Here is a 19647-nt window from a genome sequence, read left to right as displayed (position 1 = left end):
CGCCCCGGTGGGACCCCGCCCCCCGACCCCGCCCCCCTCAGCCCCACTGCTCGTCGGCGAGGGAGGTGACCGGCTGGGGCTTGCCGATCAGGGCCAGGGCGATGAAGAAGTTGATCTGGCCGATCGCGATGGTGAGGGTGGCCAGCGCCTTCTCGTCGTAGTGTTCGGCCGCCCGCGCGTACAGCTCGTCCGGGACGCGCTCCTTGCCGGTCGGGGCCGGCTGGAGGACGGCCTCCACCAGGGCCAGCGCGGCCCGCTCGGCCTCGGTGAAGTACGGGGCGTCCTGCCAGGACGACACGGCCGTGATGCGCTCCTCGGACTCCCCGGCCTTGCGGAGGAAACCGGTGTTCAGGACGGTGAGGTAGGTGTTGCCCACGATCTGGCCGGCGCGCAGGTGGACCAGGCTCATCGTGGCGCGGGGGACCGAGCGGTTGCCCGTGGCGCGGAACAGGGCGGCGCTGACGTCGTTCAGCTCCGGGACGAAATCGCCGGGATTGGGCATCCGCGAAATGGAGGCGGAGGTGGGGGCGGGAGTGGAGGCGGATGCGGAGCTGGAGGTGTTCGTCATGGCTGCTGCTCTCCTTCGTCGTCGTCTACACAGCACTGACGGACGGCGCGGCAGGAGTGTGACAGCTCCGGGAAAGACATTTTTCCGGAGTGGCGGAAAGTGCCCGGGGAACGCCCTGGAAGCGCCCTGAGGAAGCCTGTCCTCCGCCTCTGTGGCCTGCCAACATCTGGGTATGCAGGGGGACTTGGGAGAAATCAGTGTCAACCGTGACCGGATGCTCGTCCGGCGGTACATGGAGCCGGACGGCGCGTCCGTGCTGGACGACCCGTACGTACGGACCCTCCAGGCGGTCCGGTTCTGGGGCGGGCTCGCGACGGCGCTGCTGGTGAAGGTGCCGATCGCCGCGAACGAGAACAAGTACCTCGCCGTCTGGGCGCTGGACGGGCTGCTCAAAGTGGCGCTGACGCCGGTGCTGCTGCTGGTCAGCGTGCCGCTGGTGGTGGGCCTGTTCATCGGCGCCGCCCGGCCCGGGCACCGGGGGCCGATGCGGGCGAAGCTCCGCGGGCCGCTGACCGCCGTCGGGGCGCTGCTGGGGCACGTCGTGCTGGTGGCGGCGGGGGTCGTGCTCATCGTCCTGGTGCCGCAGACCGTCGGCAGCTGGTCGGCGTGGTCGTTCGTGTTCATGGCCGCGGCCATCGTCGTGGGCATCGGCCTGGCCGCGCGGGGCGTCGCCTTCATCTGGTTCGCGGTGCCCGCGGTGTCCCGGCACATGTTCCGCACGGTGGAGGTCCACCAGGCGCTGCCCGCGCTGCTGACGGTCGTCCTGGCCTGGGAGTTCGTCATCCAGAGCGTGTTCTACTCCGTCGGGAGCTGGCCCGCCGACGCCTGGACGCTGCCCGTCGGGGGTGCGGTGGCGACGACGGCCGTGGCCGCCTTCGAGCTGTTCCGGCTCCACACCCGGCACGGCATCACGTTGCGCACCTACTCGGCTCCGCGCCGGTGGACCTCGTAGCCGCTCGACCTGGGTCGACACGGGCGGCCGGGCGGGAGACGATGGGAACGACGGACGTTTCCGGCCCCTCGGTCGCCGGGCCGGTGCCGTGCGGCCCGTGAGGGCCCGCACCTCTTCGGGACGTTCTCCCGGTCCTCCGCGACCCCCGTCTTTCCGTCTCTCCCTTACGGGAGGAAGCACCATGAACCTGAACCGACGTACGCGCCTGATCCTCCTCGCGCCCGTGATGGCGGGTTCCCTCGCCCTCGGATCCGCCGCCCTCGCGGGGGCCGCGGCCCCCGCGGCCGTTCCCGCCGCCACCTGCTCCACGTCGGGCGTCCTGGCCGACGGCACGGTGAACATCTCCGGCGGCGGGTTCCAGCCGGGGCCCGCCTTCCTGCAGTCGTCCACGGGTGACGGTGCCGGCTTCAGCATGAATCCGGACGGCACCTTCAACATCGCCAAGGCGAAGGACGGCCAGTACTCGGTCCAGCAGGGCTCGACGGTCACCAAGTGCAGCGGCGGCAGCGTGGCGGCCGTGCAGGCCGGCGGCACCACCCTCAAGGCCGGCATCGTCGCCGGCTGGGACGCCGTCAAGGGCAACTGCGACGCGAAGGCCCCGCCGCAGTCCAACCAGCAGTTCAGCCAGGGCTGGAACAAGGGCGCGGCGGTGGCGAAGGAAGCCTTCTGCTGAACCTGCTGAACCTGCTGAACGCGGTCTCTTCCTCAGGGACCGCTGTCACTTCTTCGGGCACATCTGGCGGTAGGCCTCGTCGTACGCGACGTCGTAGCCGACGCGGTAGCCGTTCTGGTACGCGGTGATCAGCACGTTCGGCGTCGTCGGCGGGACCAGGTTCGCGTGCTCCCGGGTGCAGGTCAGCCTGGCGTCCTCCTTGCCCCAGGTGGTTCCCGCCGCCTGGCCCGCGGCGGCCATGCTCTGCGGTGTCTGCGTCTGCGGGGGCGGCTGCTTCTGCGCCGGGGGCAGTTGCGGCAGGTCGCAGTTCCGGTCGTAGGTGTGCTTGTAGGCCTGTTCGTAGCCGTCCACGTATCCCTGCCGCTTCCCCTGTTCGAACGCGTTGGGGTTCACCGGCGACAGCGGGGGCGGGAGCTTCTGGCACTGCTTGCCGTTCGCGTAGCCGGCCGCCACCCCCAGCCTGAAGCCCTCCCGGCAGCCCAGGTGGTACGGGTCCGCGGGCTGGCTCAGGAGGTGACAGATGGCCGGGGCGGCGGGAGCGGCCGGGCCGGCGGCCGCGGCGGCCGGAGCGAGCGCGAGCAGGGCGGCGATCGGTGCCGCGCCGAGGGCGGTGAGACGTGCTGTGCTGCTACCGGTCATGGCCGTTCCCGTGGGTGTCGTCGGCGACCGTGGCTACCTGGAGCGGGCGTGTCCGCATCCTTCGCGCCGCTTGGCGGCGGCCGGTGAAGGGGGACGCCGGGGCGCGTCGCTCCGTTCCCATCGTCCCGCTGCGCGCCGGTGGTGTCGACCGGGGGTCCGGCGCCGTCGGTCGCGGTCGGTCGCGGGGGAACGCCCGAGCGGGGCAGTCGCGGACGTCGCGGCTGCCCCGCTCGGGGGTGGTGCGGTGTTCGTGCGGGCGGGGCCTACAGGAACGAGTTGATCTCGATCGTCTCGGTGCGGCCGGGGCCGACGCCGATCGCGGAGATCGGGGCGCCCGACATCTCCTCCAGGGCCTTGACGTACGCCTGGGCGTTCTTCGGGAGGTCCGCGAAGGTCTTGGCCTTGGTGATGTCCTCGGACCAGCCGGGGAGGGTTTCGTAGATCGGCTTCGCGTGGTGGAAGTCGGTCTGCGAGTACGGGAGCTCCTCGACGCGCTTGCCGTCGATCTCGTACGCGACGCAGACCGGGATCTCCTCCCAGCCGGTCAGGACGTCCAGCTTGGTGAGGAAGAAGTCCGTCAGGCCGTTCACGCGGGTCGCGTAGCGGGCGATCGGGGCGTCGAACCAGCCGCAGCGGCGGTCACGGCCGGTGGTGACACCGCGCTCGCCACCGATGCGGCGCAGGGCCTCGCCGTCCTCGTCGAAGAGCTCCGTCGGGAACGGGCCGGCGCCGACACGGGTGGTGTAGGCCTTGAGGATGCCGATGACGCGGCTGATCTTCGTCGGGCCCACGCCGGTGCCGGTGCAGGCGCCGCCGGCGGTCGGGTTCGAGGAGGTGACGAAGGGGTACGTGCCGTGGTCGACGTCGAGCAGGGTGCCCTGGCCGCCCTCGAAGAGCACGACCTTGTCCTCGTCCAGCGCGTTGTTGAGGATCAGGGTGGTGTCGGCGACGTAGCCCTTGATCTGGTCCGCGTACTGGAGCATCTCCTCGACGATCGCCGAGGCCTCGATCGCGCGGCGGTTGTACAGCTTCGCGAGGAGCTGGTTCTTGCCCTCCAGCGCCGCTTCGACCTTCTGGGTGAGGATCGACTCGTCGTACAGGTCCTGGACGCGGATGCCGATGCGGTTGATCTTGTCCGCGTACGTCGGACCGATGCCGCGGCCGGTCGTACCGATCTTGCGCTTTCCGAGGAAGCGCTCGCCGACCTTGTCGAGGGTGACGTTGTACGGCGTGATCAGGTGCGCGTTGCCGCTGATGAGCAGCTTGGAGGTATCGATGCCGCGCTCGTTCAGGCCGCGCAGCTCGGAGAGCAGGACGGCCGGGTCGACGACGACACCGTTGCCGATGACCGGGGTGCATCCGGGGGAGAGGATGCCGGAGGGGAGAAGGTGCAGTGCATACTTCTGGTCGCCTACGACGACCGTGTGGCCGGCGTTGTTGCCACCCTGGTAGCGCACCACATAGTCAACGGATCCACCGAGCAGGTCGGTGGCCTTTCCCTTGCCCTCGTCACCCCACTGAGCTCCGAGCAGCACAAGAGCGGGCACAGGCGTACACCTCTTCCGGATGGGGCATGTCCAAGGTCAGGGGGCGTACGACGATGTACACCGCAGGCTGAGCCGTCGGACCGGTACCCCGGAATAGACGAAGGCCCTGGCGCAATAGCGCAAGGGCCTCTTGCACAAAGATGCTACCCGAGGAAGGACCGAGGTGTCGGCTCCAGAGCCCACCATGAGCCACGCGGGCGCGCCGGTAGGCGGCCTGCTCGTGCTCGTCGACCCGGTCGCCCGCCGTCTTGACGGCGAGTCCGTGCGAATCGCGAAGGATGTGTTGTCAGCGGGAGCGGCGGCGAAAATCTGCCTCCCGGATTCGCAGGAGGAATTTGCGCGGGCACTCGCCCGCCGGGGCCATCGGCGGCCCGTGATCGTGGGTGACGACGGTGCGCTGGTGCGTGCCGTGGGGCTGCTGCACCGGGAGCGGGGGCTCGGGGACGGCGCGCTCTCGCTGGTTCCGGTGGGCCCGCCCGGGTCGCTGGCACTGGCCGGGGCGCTGGGCGTACCGCTGTCGGCGGTGCCGGCGGCGCGGGCGGCCCTGGACGGGGTGACGCGGCCGCGGGACCTCCTCGTCGACGACAGCGACGGGGTGGTGCTGGGCGGGCTGCGGATCCCGTCCCCGCCGCGGACGGTGCCGGTGACGCGGTGGGGCGGTACGTACCGTTCGCTCCTGCGGACGCTGCTGCCGAGCCCGGCGGCGCCCGCGGCCCGGCGGGTGCACCGGCTGCGGGTGGAGGTCGACGGGGTGCTGCTCGTGGACCTGGACCAGCCCGTGGAGGACGTCTGCGTGCGCACGCCCGAACCGGGCGGGCCGGCGGAGGTGGTGGTGCGGCTGTCGGGCGCGCCGCCGCTGACGGGCCGGGCCCGGACGGTGACGGTGTCCGGGGCGGACTTCCGGTACCGGGCCAACCACGTCCTGTCGGGCCCGGTCCGGCGGCGCACGTGGACCCTGCGGACGGCGGCCTGGCACCTGACCCTGCCGCGGGGGTAGGGGCCCCCGCCGGGCGGGGCGGGGTGGGCCGGGCGGGCCGGGCGGGCCGGGCGGGCTGGGCGGGCTGGGTGGGCGCCGTCCAGCCGTCACCTCGGGACGTAACGGTTCACATCAGCTCGTACCAGCACTCACATCGGTTCGAGCACCGACAGGACGTTGCCGGCCGGGTCCCTGAACCAGGCGATGGGCGGCCCCTCCTCCGCGCGGACGATGCCCTTGTCGTCGGCGTCGAAGCCGGGGTAGCGCTCGAAGGTGACTCCGGCGGCCGTGAGCTCGTCGACGGCCCGCTCGACGTCGGGTACGGGGAAATTGAGGATCGTGAAGCCGGCGGGCTCGTGGTCCTCCTTCGGGTAGACCAGCACGCTGGTGTCGCCCGCGAGGTGCAGGAAGAGCATGCCGTTCTCCTCGGATACGCGCAGGCCGAGCGTGCCGCCGTAGAACTCCTTGGCCTTGGCGATGTCGTCGACCGCGAATCCGCTGAACGCCTTGGTGTCCTGGAACATGATCAGTCCGTTCGTAGACGTGCCGGATCCCCTTCCCATCGTCCCTCCGGAGGCGGCGGCCCGCCGTGCGGGGACCGGGGTGCGGTCCGGGGGCGGGTGTGGGGGCGAGTGTGGGGGCGGTCCTGCGATGCTGGTGTGCATGACAGATCTTGGTGCGTCCGACGGCGCGGTCTCCCCGCGGATCACCGCCCTGGAGTGGGGCCGGATGGAGGTCGACGGGCTGGCCCCGGGCAAGGACTTCGCCTTGTACCCGGGCGGCGGCCGCCCCTGGGACTGGGCCGAACACGGCACCCGGCACGACCCCGGGATCCAGTCGGGAGACGTACGCGACCTGCTCGACCGGGGCGCCGAGGTGATCGTCCTCAGCCTCGGCATGGACCTGCGGCTGCGGGTGCCCCCGGAGACGCTGGCCGTGCTGCGGGAGGCCGGGGCCGAGGTGCACCTGGCGGAGACCCGCGAGGCCGTTGCCCTGTACAACGCCCTGACCGGCGCGCGGCGAGTCGGCGGGCTCTTCCACTCGACCTGCTGACACGGGACGGCCGTTCGGAATTCGGTGGTACGGGCGAACCGGGCGGGCCGCCCGGGCCTGGTGGCGCACCTCAGTGGCCCCATCCGTAGGCCCCGTTCACCGTCTGTGGCGAACGGCTGACGGACCGTCCGGTGCGTGGCAGCGTGGACCGCGCCCGCCACGACCGACACCCGAGGGGGACCCGTGCCCAAGTACGCCAAGTCCGCGGAAGAAGCCGACCAGAACCTCAAGGACTACTGCGAGCAGATCGGGTTCGACCCCGAATGGGTTCCCGTCGGCAAGTGGGACCTGTCGGTCGGGATCGCCCAGGATCCCGAACTCGGCTTCGAACAGGCGCGCAAGACCATCGACAGTGACCGGGAGGACATGGTCAAGGCGGGCGCGAAGGACGCCCGCAAGGCCAAACTGGCGGGGGACCCGAGCGGTCTGCTGGCCGCCGTCGCGTCGCACTACAGCCTGAAGGACACCCTCGTACCGACCATCCTCAAGCAGTGCGCCGCCGCCTACGTGGGCGGGGAACGCGTCAACCTCGGCCTCGGCGGCTCCGCGATGGACCGGGACGCGTACGCCGAGCTGCGCGACGAGTGGCGCCGGGCCTCCGGGCTCGCCGGGGGCGGGATCTTCACCGCGTTCGTCAGTCACGAGCCGCAGGACAAGGCCGCGCTCGGCAAGGGCGCCGTCGGCGGGACCCTGGCCCGGCGCAAGGTCCAGGGGAACCTCCTCGTCAAGATCAACGGAGTGCGGTTCAACATGCACGTCGACATAGGCGACTAACCGGCCGGCGGTCGGGCGCGGCTGAGGGCTGCGTGCCGAGGGCCGTGCTCTCAGAACTCCACGAGCAGCTCGCGCAGGCCGCGGATCACGTACCCGTCCTGCCACTGGGGCTCCCGCACCAGCCTCAGTGGCGGCAGGCCCGGCTCCAGCAGCGCCCCGAACGAGGCCGCCAGCTCCAGCCGGGCCAGCGGTGCCCCCAGGCAGTAGTGGATGCCCGCCCCGAAGCTGAGATGCGGGTTGTCGACCCGTTCGAGGTCCAGTTCCTCCGGGTTTGTGAACCGTGCGGGGTCCCGGTTCGCGGACCCGAAGAGCAGTGCGACCTCGGCCCCGCGGGGGATGAGAGTGCCTCCGACCTGGATGTCTTCGAGAACCCAGCGCTCGAACAGCTGGAGGGGCGTGTCGTAGCGCATGAGTTCATCCACAGCTGTGGACAACTTTTTCGGATCGGCCGCTCCGGAGCCCGCACGGAGGGCCGCGAGCTGATCCGGATGGCGGAACAGGGCCCACCATCCGTTCACCGTCGTATTGACGGTCGCCTCGTGCCCGGCGTTCAGCAGCAGCACGCAGGTGGAGATCATTTCCTGCTCGCTGAGCCGGCCCTCCTCATCGTGGGCGGCGATCAGTCCGGAGATCAAATCCGTCCCGGGGCGTTCGCGGCGCTCCGCGATGAGCTCCCTCAGGTACGCGCTGAACTCCACGCTCGCCGCCACGGCCCGCCGCGCGGTCTCCTCGTCCGGCCGCAGCTCGTACATCCCGCAGATGTCCGCCGACCAGGGGCGCAGCAGCCCCCGGTCCGCCTGCGGGATCCCGAGCAACTCCGCGATCACCGCCACCGGCAGCGGTTCGGCGACGGCCGTCAGCAGGTCCCCGCCCCCGGCCTCCCGCAGTCCGCCCACCAGTTCCCGGGCCAGCCGCTCCACCTCCGGTGCGAGCCGCTCCACCGTGCGCGGTGTGAAGGCCTTCGCCACCAGCCGCCGGACCCGTCCGTGCGCGGGATCCTCCAGGTCCAACAGCCCGTTGTCGTTGAGCACGTGGAACGGCTCGTGCTCCGGCGGCGGAGCCTGCCGCCCGAACTCCTCGTGGGAGAAACGGTGCAGGTACGTCCGGCCCAGCCTGCGGTCCCGCAGCAGCCCGTTCACATCGGCGTAGTGCGGCACCAGCCACTGCCCGGTCGCCTCGGACCACACGGCCCGGCCCCGCTCCCGCAACTCCCGGTAGGCGGGGTACGGATCGGCTACGAACGCGGCGTCCCACGGATCGAATCCCATCCTCGAAGACTAGGTCGTTTCCCCCCGTCGAGGACCGGCGAAATCCCGCCGCGGCCAGGTCTCCCGTACTGCCCCCGCCGGGTCCGGCCCGCGGGTCTGGTGCCGGCCGGGAGAAGACGCTCTCGCCCTCGTGGGCTCGTGGGCAGCGCGGGCCGTGGCGGCGAGCCGCCGCCGGCGGTGACGCGCGGACAGCCCACACCGGGCGGGCATGCCGGGCCGGTTCGGGACCGGTCCGCGTCGGCGCACCTTCGCAGCGTCGTTCCCGCCGTCCGTCCTAGTGGTGGAGGCGGCAAGGTCTCTCAGCCCACCGTCGAGGTCAAAGCCCCCAGCACCAGGACCGCTTCCTTCACCGTGACCGCGCCTCCCCGTGCGGCGGCCAATGCCCCGGCACCCACGGTCACCGTCCAGCTCTCCGTTCCCCAGCAGGCCGGCGAGACGGGCGTGAAGTCGGGAGACGTGAAGTTCACCCTCACCTGCCAGTGAGCACTACGCCGGAGTCACCAGTCGCGTCTCGTAGGCGAACACCGCCGCCTGAGTCCGGTCCCGGAGACCCAGCTTCACCAGGATCCGGCTGACATGCGTCTTGATCGTGGACTCCGCGACCATCAGCCGGTCCGCTATCTCGGCGTTGGACAGGCCCTGGGCGATGAGGACCAGCACCTCCGTCTCCCGCTCCGTCAGTTCCGTCACCCCAGCCGGGTCGGCGAGCCGGGGAGCCTCCGACAGCTTGGAGAACTCCACGATCAGACGCTTCGTCACCGAGGGGGCCAGCAGCGCCTCCCCGGCGGCGACGACCCGCACCCCGTCCGCGAGCTGCCGGGCGGACGCGTCCTTCAGCAGGAACCCGGACGCGCCCGCCCGCAGCGCTTGGTACACGTACTCGTCGAGGTCGAAGGTGGTCAGCACCAGGACCTTCGCGTCCGTGTCGGCGGCCACGATCTGCCGGGTCGCCTCCAAGCCGTTCATCTCCGGCATCCGGATGTCCATCAGCACCACGTCCGGCCGCAGGGCCGCGACCTGGGCGATGGCCTGCCGGCCGTCGACGGCCTCACCGACCACCTCGATGCCGTCCATGGCGTTCAACAGGACCGAGAAGCCCTCCCGCACCATCATCTGGTCATCGACGATCAGAACCTTGATCGTCATGCCGACTCCGCCTCGGGCTCCGGACGGCTCCGCACCGGTATGAACACCGCGACCTCGTACCCGCCGGCGGTGGTCTCCCCGGCCGTCATCTCACCCTCCAGCATCGCCACCCGCTCCCGCATCCCGGTGATCCCGTGCCCCGCCCCCGGCGAAGGGCGGACATCGCCGACCGGCGGACCGTTCACGACCCGGACCCCGAGGCCGCCCAGCACGTAGGACACCTCCACCCCGGCCACCGCACCCGGCGCGTGCCGCAGGCTGTTGCTCAGGGCCTCCTGGATGATCCGGTACGCCGACAGCTCCACACCCTGCGGCAGATCCCGCACCGCACCCGTGACCGTCTTGTCGACGCTCAGACCGGCCTCCCGCACATTGGCCAGCAACCCGTCCAGCGAAGCCAGCGTCGGCTGCGGGGCGTCCGGCGCCTCGTAGTCCGCGGAACGGACCACCCCCAGCACCCGGCGCAGCTCCGTCAGCGCCGACACCGCGTTCTCCCGGATCGTGACGAACGCCGCCTCCAGCTCCGGCGGCGGATTCTTCACCCGGTACGGAGCCGCCTCCGCCTGGATCGCCACCACCGACATGTGGTGGGCGACCACGTCGTGCAGCTCCCGGGCGATGGTCGTCCGCTCCTCCAGCAGCGTCCGCCGGTCCCGCTCGACAGCCGTCACCTCCTGCTGCGCGGTGACCTCCTGCCGCGCCTCCCTACGGGTGTTGCGCACGGTGACGATCAGCAAGGTCACCGCCGACGCGAAGGCCATCGGGGCGACCTCCCCCGAATCGGAGGATCCGACCAGGATCGGCAGGATCGTCCCGAACAGAAGCGTGATGACCCACATCCAGCCGGCGACCCGGGGACGGGTCCGCATCGCCACGGCGGTGATCGTGGCGAGATAGGCGACGAACGTGCTCGGCGACCACGGCCAGGTCAGATCCCGGTCCTGGAAGACCGACAGGACGGCCGTGCCGGCCAGCGCCACCCAGAACGCACCCACCGGCCGCACCAGGGTCATCAGCAGCGGCGTCGCCGCTATCAAACCCATCACCAGGTGCCCCACGGGCATCCCGCCGCCGCCGTCGGCACTCGCCATCAGGACCACGAAGAACGCCGTCGCGCATATCGCCGTATGGGGCAGGAAGGCCGCCTTCGCGGCCAGCCCCTTCGACAGCCGGCGGGTCAGCGGCCCGTCCGTGGGCATCGGCGGAAGCGGCCGGTAGACGAAGGCGTCGGTGATCAGGTCCTCACGCAGGCTCTGCATGATTCCCGAAGCCATCCGCAATTCGGGCGGCCGGGGGGTGGCCCCGGTGGTCGTGTCGGTCATACACAAACCGTAGGCGGGGGCCACCGTCGTCCGCGTCGCCAGTGAAGGGGATTTCTCCGGGTCCCCCTCAGGTACTACACCGGTCCGTCAGTAGCCCGACGGACGGACCAGACCCGTCTCGTACGCGAACACCGCCGCCTGGGTGCGGTCCCGCAGGCCCAGCTTCACCAGGACCCGGCTCACATGCGTCTTCACCGTCTGCTCAGCCACGATCAGATGCTCCGCGATCTCCGCGTTCGACAGCCCCTGCGCGATCAGCGACAGCACCTCCGTCTCCCGTTCCGTCAGCGCGTCGATCCGCGCCTTCGACGGGGCCCGCGGCGCCCCCAGCCGGGAGAACTCGGTGATCAGCCGCTTCGTGATGTTCGGCGACAGCAGCGCCTCACCGCCGGCCACCACCCGTACCGCCTCGGCGAGCTGATCCGCCGAGGCGTCCTTGAGCAGGAACCCGGAGGCGCCCGCGCGCAGCGCCTCGTACACGTACTCGTCGAGGTCGAAGGTGGTCAGGACGAGCACCTTCACCGCCGAGCCGGGAGTGCTAGTGATGATCGAGGTGGCCTCGATCCCGCCCATCCCCGGCATGCGGATGTCCATCAGCACCACGTCCGGACCCAGCTCGGCGACCTTCGCCACGGCGTCCGCACCGTCCACGGCCTGGCCGACGACCTCGATGTCGGGCTGGGCGTTGAGGAGCACGGTGAAGCCCTGCCGGACCATCATCTGATCATCGGCGATCATCACCCTGATCGGAGTGCTCATGCGTCCTTCTTCTTCGTCTCGGAGGAGGACCCGCCCGGCGGATCCATGGGGAGCACGGCGCTCACCTCGTAACCGCCGTCGGGCCGCGGGCCCGCGGCCAGTTCGCCGCCCAGCATGCCCGCCCGCTCGCGCATGCCGAGCAGCCCGTGTCCGGTCCCCGGAGAGGGCGGGGCGGCCCGGGTCGGAGCGGTGTTGGCCACGCACACGTGCAGGTCGCGCGGCCCGTACGCGATGCCGACCTCCACCCGCGAACCCGGCGCGTGCCGCAGGCAGTTGCTCAGCGCCTCCTGCACGATCCGGTACGCGGTCAGCTCGACCCCCGGCGTCAGCGGGCGGCGTATGCCCGCCGTCTCCGAGGTGACCTGCAAGCCGGCGCCCCGCACGTTGTCGACGAGGCCGTCCAGGTCGGCGAGGGTCGGCTGCGGGTGATGCGGATTGGCGGGATCCGCCGACTGTTCGGACCGCAGGACACCCAGCACGCGCCGCAGTTCAGTGAGCGCTTCCAGAGCGTTCTCCCGGATGCCCGCCAGGTTCTCCTTCAGTTCCTCGGAGGGGTTCTCCACCAAGTGCGGGGCGACCTGCGCCTGGATGGAGATCACCGACATGTGGTGCGCGACCACGTCGTGCAGTTCCCGGGCGATCCGGCTGCGCTCCTCCAGCAGGGTCCGCCGGGCCCGCTCCTCCACGGCCACGTTCTCCTGCACGACCAGCTGCCTGCGGGCCAGCCGCAGTGCGCGCAGTACGGATCCGAGGAGTCCGACGAAGCCGAAGACGAGGGTCGTGGCGGGGAGGTTGTTCCCGGCCTGGACAGGCATGAACAGGGTCTGCGCCAGGCCCGAGAAGGCGGCGGTGAGGGCGACGACCGAGGCGGTGACGCGGGCCGGCACGCGCAGTGCCACCAGCAGGATGACGAGGGCGAAGGCCACCATCTCGCTGGGCAGCCAGGGCCACGACTCACCCTGCCGCACGTGGTCGTGGGTCATCCAGGAGATCAGACCGGCCGTGGCCAGGCCCAGCCACCAGCCGGCTATCGGGCGGAAGAGCGCGACGGCGATCGGTCCCCAGGCCATGATCCAGGCCAGCACCGGGAGCACACCGCTGAAGCGGTAGGCCTGGGTCAGCTCGAAGCTGGTGCTGTACCCGAGGAAGGCGGCCAGGACCAGGACCAGCCCGTGGGGCAGCCGGGCCAGCCACCGCGGCCGGGACATCCGGGGCAGCGGGTCACGTCGCAGGGTGAAGAGTTCGGAGGCCAGACTCCCGCCCTTCGCGGGGACAGCGGGCGGAGGCGCGTCCATGGACGCGGGCTGCTTGCTCACGCGGGTCAGCCTAGGCATGGGCGATCTCCTCGACGGGGGCAGGGCGGACCTGAACGTTCTTCAGACCCGAACTCAGGGCCCGGACCCAGGGCCCGGACCCGGGCCCGGGATTCGGACGGCCCGGGGTCCGGGCCTGGACTCGGGATGCGGACCGGGGATCCGGACCTGGACCTGGATCTGGGATCCGGACTCGGTCCGGGGCTCGGGGGCTGGTCCCGGGCTTGGGGCCGTTTTCGACCCGGGCTTGGGGCCGAGCCGGGGCCCGGATCCGGGGTCAGGGCCAGCGTTGGGGCTGGGCCTTGAGCTGAGGACTGGGCCGGGCGTGTGCTCGGGGGTCGGTCTTGGCGACAGGGCTGGGGTCGGGTTCAGGGACGGGTGCGGGCCCAGGCACAGGGCTGAGCTCGGGGCAAACGCGGGGTCGGGGCCAGGCCCGGGCTGGGCCGGGCTGGGACGGGCCGGAGCGGTACGGGGACGGGGCGGGGTCATGGTTTGGGTTAGGGGCGGGGGGTGGTCGCAGTCGGTACGGGTATCGGCGGGGGCGTGGGTATCGGCACGGTTCGGACGGGGCGCGGGGTTGTGCGGGCGGGCCCGGACGTGCGCGGCAAGGTGCTGCCGGGCGGCGCCGTGCGCGGGGGCCGGGGTCGCTCGTGGGCGCGGAACGCGGCCCAGCAGACGGCCAGCGCCGCCGCGAACACCGGGAGCCACAGCAGCCGGGCCCCGATCCAGGCCACCGAGCCCGGCACGGTGTGCAGCCCGGGCAGTCCGGAGGAGAACGACAACCCGACGGCGGTGACGGCCATCATCGCGGTCTGGTGCCAGAGGAAGACGGTCATCGCCGACATGTTCAGCAGCGCCACCACCGCCCACCTCCGGGGCCGGCTCAGGGCCCGCGCCAGCGGTGCGCGGAGGAGCAGGGCCAGGCCGCACTGGGCGAGACCGAAGGTGACGGCGGCCAGCGTCGGCGGGTTCAGATTGGAGACCGCCGCCCCGGGGACCCCCACCATGGACGCCGGGTACCCGCACCACAGGACCAGGGCCGCCGTGGCGGCCGCCCCACCGCCAGCCAGGAGCACGGCCCGACGGCGTCCGGCGAGCAGGCCCCGGGACCAGGCGATCCCTGCGGTGTAGGGGACGAGCCAGCCGGCCGCGAGGTTGATCCAGCCGGTCCACTCCGGCCCGCCGAAGCCGAACCGCCACACGTCCACGCCCACCACCACGGCCAGCGGCACCACCGGGGAGAGCCGTGCGACGAGCGGGGTGGCCGCGGTGAGCGCGGCGAACACCAGCAGGAACCACAGCGGCGACCACACCAGCTTGAGCAGCGTCGTAGCGGTGCCCAACTGAGCCCCGCCGAGCAGCATCCCGCCCGCCGCGAGGACCCACAGGCCGAGCACCGCGGCCACCGGCCGGAACAGCCGGCCGAGGCGCTGCCCGACCCAGGTGCCGTACGGGACCTCGTGTGCTCGCGCCGAGGCGAGGCTCCGGGCCGCGACGTGACCGCCGACCAGGAAGAACACGGCCAGGGTCTGGAACACCCAGGAGACCGGGGCCAGCCAGGGCATGTGGGCCAGCGGGCTGCTGGTCTTGAGGCCACCCTCGGCGGTGGTGGTCAGCGCGGTGACCAGCCAGTGTCCGAGGACCACCCCGAGGATCGCGAGGGCCCGCAGGGCGTCCACGGACCGGTCCCGGTGGGCGGGGGTGGCCCGGTCGACGCGGTCCACGAGGGCGGACCAGCGGGCGGAGAGCCTATGCACGGCGGGCCTCCACGGGGGTGACGGAAGCGGCCGGAGAAGGGCCTGCGGGAGACGGGGGGCCGAGGACGATGCGGGCCAGGGCGTCGAGGGAAGCGGTGCCCGGCTTCAGGTAGTCGCTGTGACCGGCGGAGCCCGCGTCGAAGGCCTGCGCCCCGAACGCCGGGTCCACGGGATCGGTACCGAACCCGAGCGGTCCGAGCCGCACGTGGGGGACCCCGCCGATCCAGTCCTCGCTGCCCCGCCCGGCCCAGACCCGGGCCCCGGTCGGCAGGTCGGCGGCGGCCCCGGCCCCCGTGCCCGGGCTGCCGAACAGGGCCATGTCGGTCACGCCGGGTCCGGTCTCGGTGCGGGCACAGACGACGGAGCCGTAGGAGTGGCAGAGGAGCGAGATCCGGGCCCCGTCAGCGGTCAGGGTCCGCAACCGGGAGAGGAAAGGGCCCAGTTCGGCGGTGGCCCGGTCGGCGCGCCGGGCGGTCAGGACGGTGGTGCTGACCGTGCCCGGGGTGTCGTACCCGAGCCAGGCGATCACGGCGGAACGCGGATGATCGGCCTGGAGGCGCTGCTGGAGGGCGAACGCCCCCTCACGGAAGCGCTGGTAGGTGTCCAGGGTGGTGTCGGAGCCGGGTACCAGGACCGCTATCCGGTCGGCGGTGTCCAGGTCGCCGAGCACCTCGACGGCGAGCCCCCGCCCCCGGCCGTCGAAGGCGAGGAACCGGGACGCGGAACCGGCCCGCTCCGCCCCGTCGGCCGAAGTCACGGCCATGGCCCGGAGTTTCGCGGCCCGGTCCCCGCGGCCCGCGTCCTGCGCCATCCGGGCCGCCTCCGCCAGGTTGCCGAGGTTGGCGGCGTACCTCTCCTGCGCGCTCGCGGAGTCCGCGAAGGCCAGGGGTCCGGGAGCGGGCACCAGCGGGGACGCGGCGGCGGACACGGGGAACGCGACGGCCGCGGCGACGAGGCCGGCCAGCAGAGTACGGCGGATGCGGCTGCCCTTGCTCATGACGCGTTCCCTCTTCCCTGTCCTGCGGTCCTGAGCGGGCAAGCACCCGCTCTGGTACCGAAGTTAGGGATCAAGGACCCTCGTCGGCGTCACGCTACGGAGCCGCCTTCGCGCGTAGCTCTCAGGTATGACAAGCCCTACCCGAGAGCCATCCGCAGGCCCGTCTCGAGCGTCTGCCGAGGCTGCCGCGCCCGCCCGGCCGTCCGTTAGGGTCCGGGAATGACCAAGATCGACTGGCGAAAAGACCGTATCGGCAGCGCGCACCGGGGGGAGAACCCCACCGTCCTGCGCCGCCTCGACTCGGGCTTCGCGGCCATCGGAGACCGGCAGTTCCTGCCCGGGTACACCGTGCTGCTCACCGACGACCCCACCGTGACCCGGCTCTCCGAACTGCCGCCGGCGCGCCGGATCGCGTACCTCACCGACCTGGAGCGGCTCGCCGAGGCCGTCGAGCGGGCCTGCGCGCGCCTCGACCCGGCCTTCCGCCGCGTGAACATCGAGATCCTGGGCAACACCGACCCGTACCTGCACGCCCACATCTGGCCCCGCTACGACTGGGAGGCCGACGACATCGTCCGGCGGCCGGTCTGGCTCTACGAGGACGAGGAGTTCTGGCGCGGAGACCGGTACGCGCTCGCTCCCCGCCACGACGCGGTGCGCGCCGCCATCGCCGAGGAGCTCGACCGGCTCGTGGGGTAGCCCGCCCGTTGGGGGAGGGCCCTACGCGGGAGCTACGTCGTCGACGTCGCCACGCGCACGCCGAAGCCGATCAGGACGATGCCCGTCACCCGGTCCATCGTCCGGCGGACGCGCGGGCGCGCGAAGTACTGCCGGGCGCGGGACAGCACGTAGACGTAGGTGCTCAGCCAGGCCACGGTCAGCAGGACGTGGACCAGGACCAGGAGCGCCATTCCCGCCGCCGGGGGCAGGCCCTCCGGGGCGAGGGTGGGCAGCAGGCCGGTGTAGAACACGGCGACCTTCGGGTTGAGGGCGTTGGCGACCAGACCGGTCCGCCAGGCGCCGGCCGTTCCGCCGCGCTCGCCCCCGCCGGCGGCGCCGCCCGTGCCCGGCTCGCTCCTGGTGCCCGGCTCGGTACCCGTGCCCGCTGCCGGTTCCGTGCCCGCGCCCGGCCGGCGCAGGGACTGGATGCCGAGGAAGCACAGGTACGCGGCCCCCGCGAGCTTCACCACCAGGTACACCTCGGCCGAGGCGGCGAGCAGTGCGGCGAGCCCGGCGACGGTCAGGGCGCCCCAGAGCAGCAGCCCGACGGCGATCCCGCCGACCGTGCGCAGCCCGTCGGCCCGCCCGCGCGAGACGGCCCGCCTGGTCACGATCGCCATGTCCGGTCCGGGTACGACGGTCAGCAGGGCCAGTACCCCGGTCGCGGCGACGAGTTGTGTGAGCACCCGGCTCAGTCTGCCACCAGCGGCTCGACGTATCCCGCTCTCCAGCGGGGTGCCGGGTCCTGGCCGGGGCTGGTCCAGTACTCGCGGGCGCCGACGATCTCCCCGTCCCGCACGGTCCACAGGGACACGGCCCGATAGAGGACGTGGTCCTCGGGTATCTCCACCTCGGTGACGACGAGATCCCCGTCCGCGAGGATGCGCAGGACCTTTACCGGTCCGGTGGTCCTCTCGTCCGCACTGTCCGCACTGTCCGGACCGCTCCCGCCGGCCGCGTCGCCCTCGTCACGGAGGACGGCGATGAAGTTGGCCCGGCCGACGATGCGTTCGCCGCTGACCGGCCATTCGATGACGGCGTCCTCGGCGATGAGCCCGGTCACGCCGTCCCAGTCGCGTGCCTCGATCCGCTCCCACAGTTGTGCCACTACCCTCAACGGCTCCATGTGCCGCAGTGTGCGACGGGCCGCTCGCACGCAACAAGCTTTGCTTGCAGGCTTATTGACTTCGACACAATCGACCTGTGACTACTCCCGGTGATACGTGAGAGGGGGAATCGATGCCTCCTCAAGCTCGCGCCGGAGGGTGCCGTCGGGCAGCAGGCGCAGTCGGCTCGGGCTGCCGGACGTGCAGGTCGGAGGGTTGCCGGAGACAACGGCGGAGGCGTCGAGTTCCACGGGATCGGGGGCCTTGCGCAGGGGCGCCCGCCAGGAGCAGACGTAGCCGGGGTTCTCGACGCGCAGGGTCATGACGGGGTCGCCGACGGAGCCGGGAGCGAGGGTCAGGCGCCAGGTCGAGGTTCCGGAGGTGGCACGCCAGGTACCGGTGTACGCCTCGGGCAGTACGCCGGGGGAGGTTCCGGCGGGGCTTCCGGTGGGAGGCGCGCTCCGGCTTCCGGCCGAAGGGACGTCGGACTGCGGGCCGCCCGCGCCGACGACCGGGGGCGGCACGGGGGAGCGTGGCGCCGGGTCGGTGCTCATGACGGCGTACACCGTGCCGCCGGCCGCTATGGCGACGACGACGGCGACCACCAGCAGGAAGATCGTCGACGCCGTGTGCGGGCGGGGCGGCGCTTCGGGGGCGGCCGGCGCGTAGGCGTACGTGGCGGGCTGGGGCCGGCGGGCGGGAGCCGGTGCGGGTGTGGGCGGGGGCGGCGGTGCCGGTGCGGGGTCGGGTGCGCGGTCCGGGCCGCCGTCCTCGCGCTGGAGGAGCTGGGCGGCGTGCCGCCCGAGCTGTGCCACCAGCGGCGCGGGAAGCCAGGGCTCCGAGGTCCGTTCGTCGGCGACGGTGTCCCCCGCGCCGATCCGCGCCAGGATCGCCGCCGGATCCGGTCGCGCGGCGGGATCCATGTGCAGGCAGTCCGCGACGAGTGGGCGCAGGTCCGCCGGTACGCCGTCCAGATCCGGTTCCGCTTCGATGACGCGGAGCAGGAGGCCGGCGCCGCCGCCGGGGTGCTCCGCGTCCCCGAAGGGCAGCCGGCCGGTGGCGGCGTAGGCCAGGACGGCGCCGAGGCAGAACACGTCGACGGCGGGGGTGACGGGCCCGCCGAGCACCTGTTCCGGGGCCATGAAGCCGGGGGAGCCGATGAGTTCGCCGGTCCGGGTGAGGCCCGCGTCGGGGCTTCCCGGGGGCCGCTGCGGGGGCCGGGCGATGCCGAAGTCGATGACGCGGGGGCCGTCGACGGTCAGCAGGACGTTGGACGGCTTCAGGTCCCGGTGGATGAGTCCGGCGCGGTGGATGTCCTGGAGGGCGCGGGCCAGACCGGAGGCGAGGATCCGCACGGTGCGGGCGGGGAGGGGACCGAAGTCGTGCGCGACGGCCTGGCGCAGGCTGGGACCGGCGATGTAGCCGGTGGCGAACCAGGGGACCTCGGCCTCGGTGTCGGCTTCGAGGACGGGGGCCGTCCAGGCCCCGCCGACGCGGCGGGCGGCGGCGACCTCGTGGCGGAACCTGCTGCGGAACTCCTCGCGGAGGGCCAGGGCGGGGTGGACGAGCTTCACGGCGACGGTACGGCCCCGGTCGGACCGGGCGAGGTACACCTGGCCCATGCCGCCGGCGCCAAGGCGGGACAGGAGACGGTAGGGGCCGATGTGGTGCGGGTCGGCGGGGTGCAGCTGTTCCATCGCCGGGTGGTCCTTCCCCCTGACACTGGCCGGACGGGCCGAGCGTAATGCGGTGGGCTCCGCAGGGGGAGGGACGGTTCCGGTCGTGGGGGCGGTTGCGGTTGGCCTGGCCGGCCGGGATCCGGATGCGGGTGCGGCGCCGTTGCCGGGGGCGCTGCCCCCGGACCCCCGCGCCTCAAACGCCGGCGGGGCTGGGTGGTGGGGCGGGGCTCCGGGCGCGAGCGGGCTGTGCGGGGCCGGAGTCCGGCGTGCCGGAGCCCGGAGGGGTGGGACTGGATGGGCCGGGCTGCGTCCGCGCCTGCGGATGCGGGTGGGGCGTCGTTGCCGGGGGCGCTGCCCCCGGACCCCCGCGCCTCAAACGCCGGCGGGGCTGGGTGGTG

21 protein-coding genes are annotated in these 19647 nt (G+C 72.5%); 7 read left to right on the top strand and 14 right to left on the bottom strand.

Translation table 11 applies throughout. From position 1 onward, the window contains the following. Nucleotides 1-37 precede the first annotated feature (37 nt). The gene (locus tag ABZZ17_RS33370) at nucleotides 38-568 is read right to left on the bottom strand and encodes a carboxymuconolactone decarboxylase family protein (RefSeq protein ID WP_356881830.1); all 531 of its coding nucleotides are present in this window, start codon (nucleotides 566-568) and stop codon (nucleotides 38-40) included. Between the two features lie 184 nt (nucleotides 569-752). On the opposite strand from ABZZ17_RS33370, the gene ABZZ17_RS33365 reads away from it, so the two are divergent. Continuing rightward, nucleotides 753-1520 (top strand): hypothetical protein, encoded by a 768-nt coding sequence (locus ABZZ17_RS33365; RefSeq protein WP_356881828.1) that lies wholly within the window; start codon nucleotides 753-755, stop codon nucleotides 1518-1520. Between the two features lie 181 nt (nucleotides 1521-1701). Further along, nucleotides 1702-2193 carry a hypothetical protein gene (locus ABZZ17_RS33360; RefSeq protein ID WP_356881826.1) on the top strand — a complete coding sequence of 164 codons (492 nt, stop codon included), beginning with the start codon at nucleotides 1702-1704 and terminating at the stop codon, nucleotides 2191-2193. Nucleotides 2194-2238: 45 nt separating this feature from the next. On the opposite strand, the gene ABZZ17_RS33355 is transcribed toward ABZZ17_RS33360, so the two are convergent. Both ABZZ17_RS33355 and ABZZ17_RS33350 read right to left on the bottom strand, forming a co-directional pair. Further along, the gene (locus tag ABZZ17_RS33355) at nucleotides 2239-2832 is read right to left on the bottom strand and encodes a hypothetical protein (protein WP_356881824.1); all 594 of its coding nucleotides are present in this window, start codon (nucleotides 2830-2832) and stop codon (nucleotides 2239-2241) included. A gap of 263 nt (nucleotides 2833-3095) precedes the next feature. Then, complete coding sequence (locus ABZZ17_RS33350; protein ID WP_356881822.1) at nucleotides 3096-4379, bottom strand: adenylosuccinate synthase; 1284 nt, start codon at nucleotides 4377-4379, stop codon at nucleotides 3096-3098. 184 nt (nucleotides 4380-4563) lie between these two features. On the opposite strand from ABZZ17_RS33350, the gene ABZZ17_RS33345 reads away from it, so the two are divergent. Continuing rightward, on the top strand, nucleotides 4564-5376 hold the full coding sequence (locus ABZZ17_RS33345) for a diacylglycerol kinase (RefSeq protein ID WP_356881886.1): 813 nt from the start codon (nucleotides 4564-4566) through the stop codon (nucleotides 5374-5376). 128 nt (nucleotides 5377-5504) lie between these two features. Here ABZZ17_RS33345 and ABZZ17_RS33340 read toward each other — a convergent pair whose 3' ends face one another. Then, nucleotides 5505-5879, bottom strand: a complete 375-nt coding sequence (locus ABZZ17_RS33340; RefSeq protein ID WP_356881820.1) for a VOC family protein — start codon at nucleotides 5877-5879, stop codon at nucleotides 5505-5507. A gap of 139 nt (nucleotides 5880-6018) precedes the next feature. Between ABZZ17_RS33340 and ABZZ17_RS33335 the strand changes: the two genes are divergently transcribed. After that, the gene (locus tag ABZZ17_RS33335; RefSeq protein ID WP_356881818.1) at nucleotides 6019-6408 is read left to right on the top strand and encodes an Mth938-like domain-containing protein; all 390 of its coding nucleotides are present in this window, start codon (nucleotides 6019-6021) and stop codon (nucleotides 6406-6408) included. Between the two features lie 183 nt (nucleotides 6409-6591). Continuing rightward, nucleotides 6592-7182 (top strand): hypothetical protein, encoded by a 591-nt coding sequence (locus tag ABZZ17_RS33330; protein ID WP_356881816.1) that lies wholly within the window; start codon nucleotides 6592-6594, stop codon nucleotides 7180-7182. A 50-nt stretch (nucleotides 7183-7232) separates the two neighbouring features. Here the strand turns inward: ABZZ17_RS33330 and ABZZ17_RS33325 are convergent, their stop codons facing one another. After that, entirely contained in the window at nucleotides 7233-8450 is a 1218-nt protein-coding gene (locus ABZZ17_RS33325) for a cytochrome P450 (RefSeq protein ID WP_356881814.1), read from the bottom strand. A gap of 351 nt (nucleotides 8451-8801) precedes the next feature. Here ABZZ17_RS33325 and ABZZ17_RS33320 point away from each other — a divergent pair, with 351 nt between their 5' ends. Further along, complete coding sequence (locus ABZZ17_RS33320; RefSeq protein WP_356881812.1) at nucleotides 8802-8933, top strand: hypothetical protein; 132 nt, start codon at nucleotides 8802-8804, stop codon at nucleotides 8931-8933. 3 nt (nucleotides 8934-8936) lie between these two features. On the opposite strand, the gene ABZZ17_RS33315 is transcribed toward ABZZ17_RS33320, so the two are convergent. The 6 genes from ABZZ17_RS33315 to ABZZ17_RS33290 all read right to left on the bottom strand — a co-directional run bounded on the left by ABZZ17_RS33315 (nucleotide 8937) and on the right by ABZZ17_RS33290 (nucleotide 15744). After that, nucleotides 8937-9596 (bottom strand): response regulator transcription factor, encoded by a 660-nt coding sequence (locus tag ABZZ17_RS33315; protein WP_356881810.1) that lies wholly within the window; start codon nucleotides 9594-9596, stop codon nucleotides 8937-8939. Next, nucleotides 9593-10918 carry a histidine kinase gene (locus ABZZ17_RS33310; RefSeq protein WP_356881808.1) on the bottom strand — a complete coding sequence of 442 codons (1326 nt, stop codon included), beginning with the start codon at nucleotides 10916-10918 and terminating at the stop codon, nucleotides 9593-9595. The genes ABZZ17_RS33315 and ABZZ17_RS33310 overlap by 4 nt, the downstream gene beginning before the upstream one ends. An 87-nt stretch (nucleotides 10919-11005) precedes the next feature. Next, on the bottom strand, nucleotides 11006-11677 hold the full coding sequence (locus ABZZ17_RS33305) for a response regulator transcription factor (protein WP_356881806.1): 672 nt from the start codon (nucleotides 11675-11677) through the stop codon (nucleotides 11006-11008). Next, the gene (locus ABZZ17_RS33300; protein ID WP_356881804.1) at nucleotides 11674-12993 is read right to left on the bottom strand and encodes a sensor histidine kinase; all 1320 of its coding nucleotides are present in this window, start codon (nucleotides 12991-12993) and stop codon (nucleotides 11674-11676) included. The genes ABZZ17_RS33305 and ABZZ17_RS33300 overlap by 4 nt, the downstream gene beginning before the upstream one ends. Nucleotides 12994-13487: 494 nt before the next feature. Then, nucleotides 13488-14747: an acyltransferase gene (locus ABZZ17_RS33295; RefSeq protein ID WP_356881802.1), complete on the bottom strand. Its 1260-nt coding sequence runs from the start codon at nucleotides 14745-14747 to the stop codon at nucleotides 13488-13490. Further along, complete coding sequence (locus ABZZ17_RS33290) at nucleotides 14740-15744, bottom strand: alpha/beta hydrolase (RefSeq protein ID WP_356881800.1); 1005 nt, start codon at nucleotides 15742-15744, stop codon at nucleotides 14740-14742. The genes ABZZ17_RS33295 and ABZZ17_RS33290 overlap by 8 nt, the downstream gene beginning before the upstream one ends. A 219-nt stretch (nucleotides 15745-15963) precedes the next feature. Here ABZZ17_RS33290 and ABZZ17_RS33285 point away from each other — a divergent pair, with 219 nt between their 5' ends. Further along, the gene (locus ABZZ17_RS33285; protein WP_356881798.1) at nucleotides 15964-16443 is read left to right on the top strand and encodes a diadenosine tetraphosphate hydrolase; all 480 of its coding nucleotides are present in this window, start codon (nucleotides 15964-15966) and stop codon (nucleotides 16441-16443) included. Between the two features lie 32 nt (nucleotides 16444-16475). Here the strand turns inward: ABZZ17_RS33285 and ABZZ17_RS33280 are convergent, their stop codons facing one another. From ABZZ17_RS33280 to ABZZ17_RS33270, 3 genes are all read right to left on the bottom strand, one after another. Continuing rightward, the gene (locus ABZZ17_RS33280; RefSeq protein ID WP_356881796.1) at nucleotides 16476-17150 is read right to left on the bottom strand and encodes a LysE family translocator; all 675 of its coding nucleotides are present in this window, start codon (nucleotides 17148-17150) and stop codon (nucleotides 16476-16478) included. A 5-nt stretch (nucleotides 17151-17155) separates the two neighbouring features. Continuing rightward, nucleotides 17156-17590, bottom strand: coding sequence for a nuclear transport factor 2 family protein (locus ABZZ17_RS33275; protein ID WP_356881794.1), 435 nt, complete (start codon nucleotides 17588-17590; stop codon nucleotides 17156-17158). Between the two features lie 81 nt (nucleotides 17591-17671). Next, complete coding sequence (locus ABZZ17_RS33270; protein WP_356881792.1) at nucleotides 17672-19267, bottom strand: serine/threonine-protein kinase; 1596 nt, start codon at nucleotides 19265-19267, stop codon at nucleotides 17672-17674. Between the last annotated feature and the right edge of the window lie 380 nt (nucleotides 19268-19647).

Source organism: Streptomyces sp. NPDC006512, from assembly GCF_040611935.1.
Lineage (GTDB): Bacteria > Actinomycetota > Actinomycetes > Streptomycetales > Streptomycetaceae > Streptomyces.
This window is presented reverse-complemented; position numbering and strand designations above follow the sequence as displayed.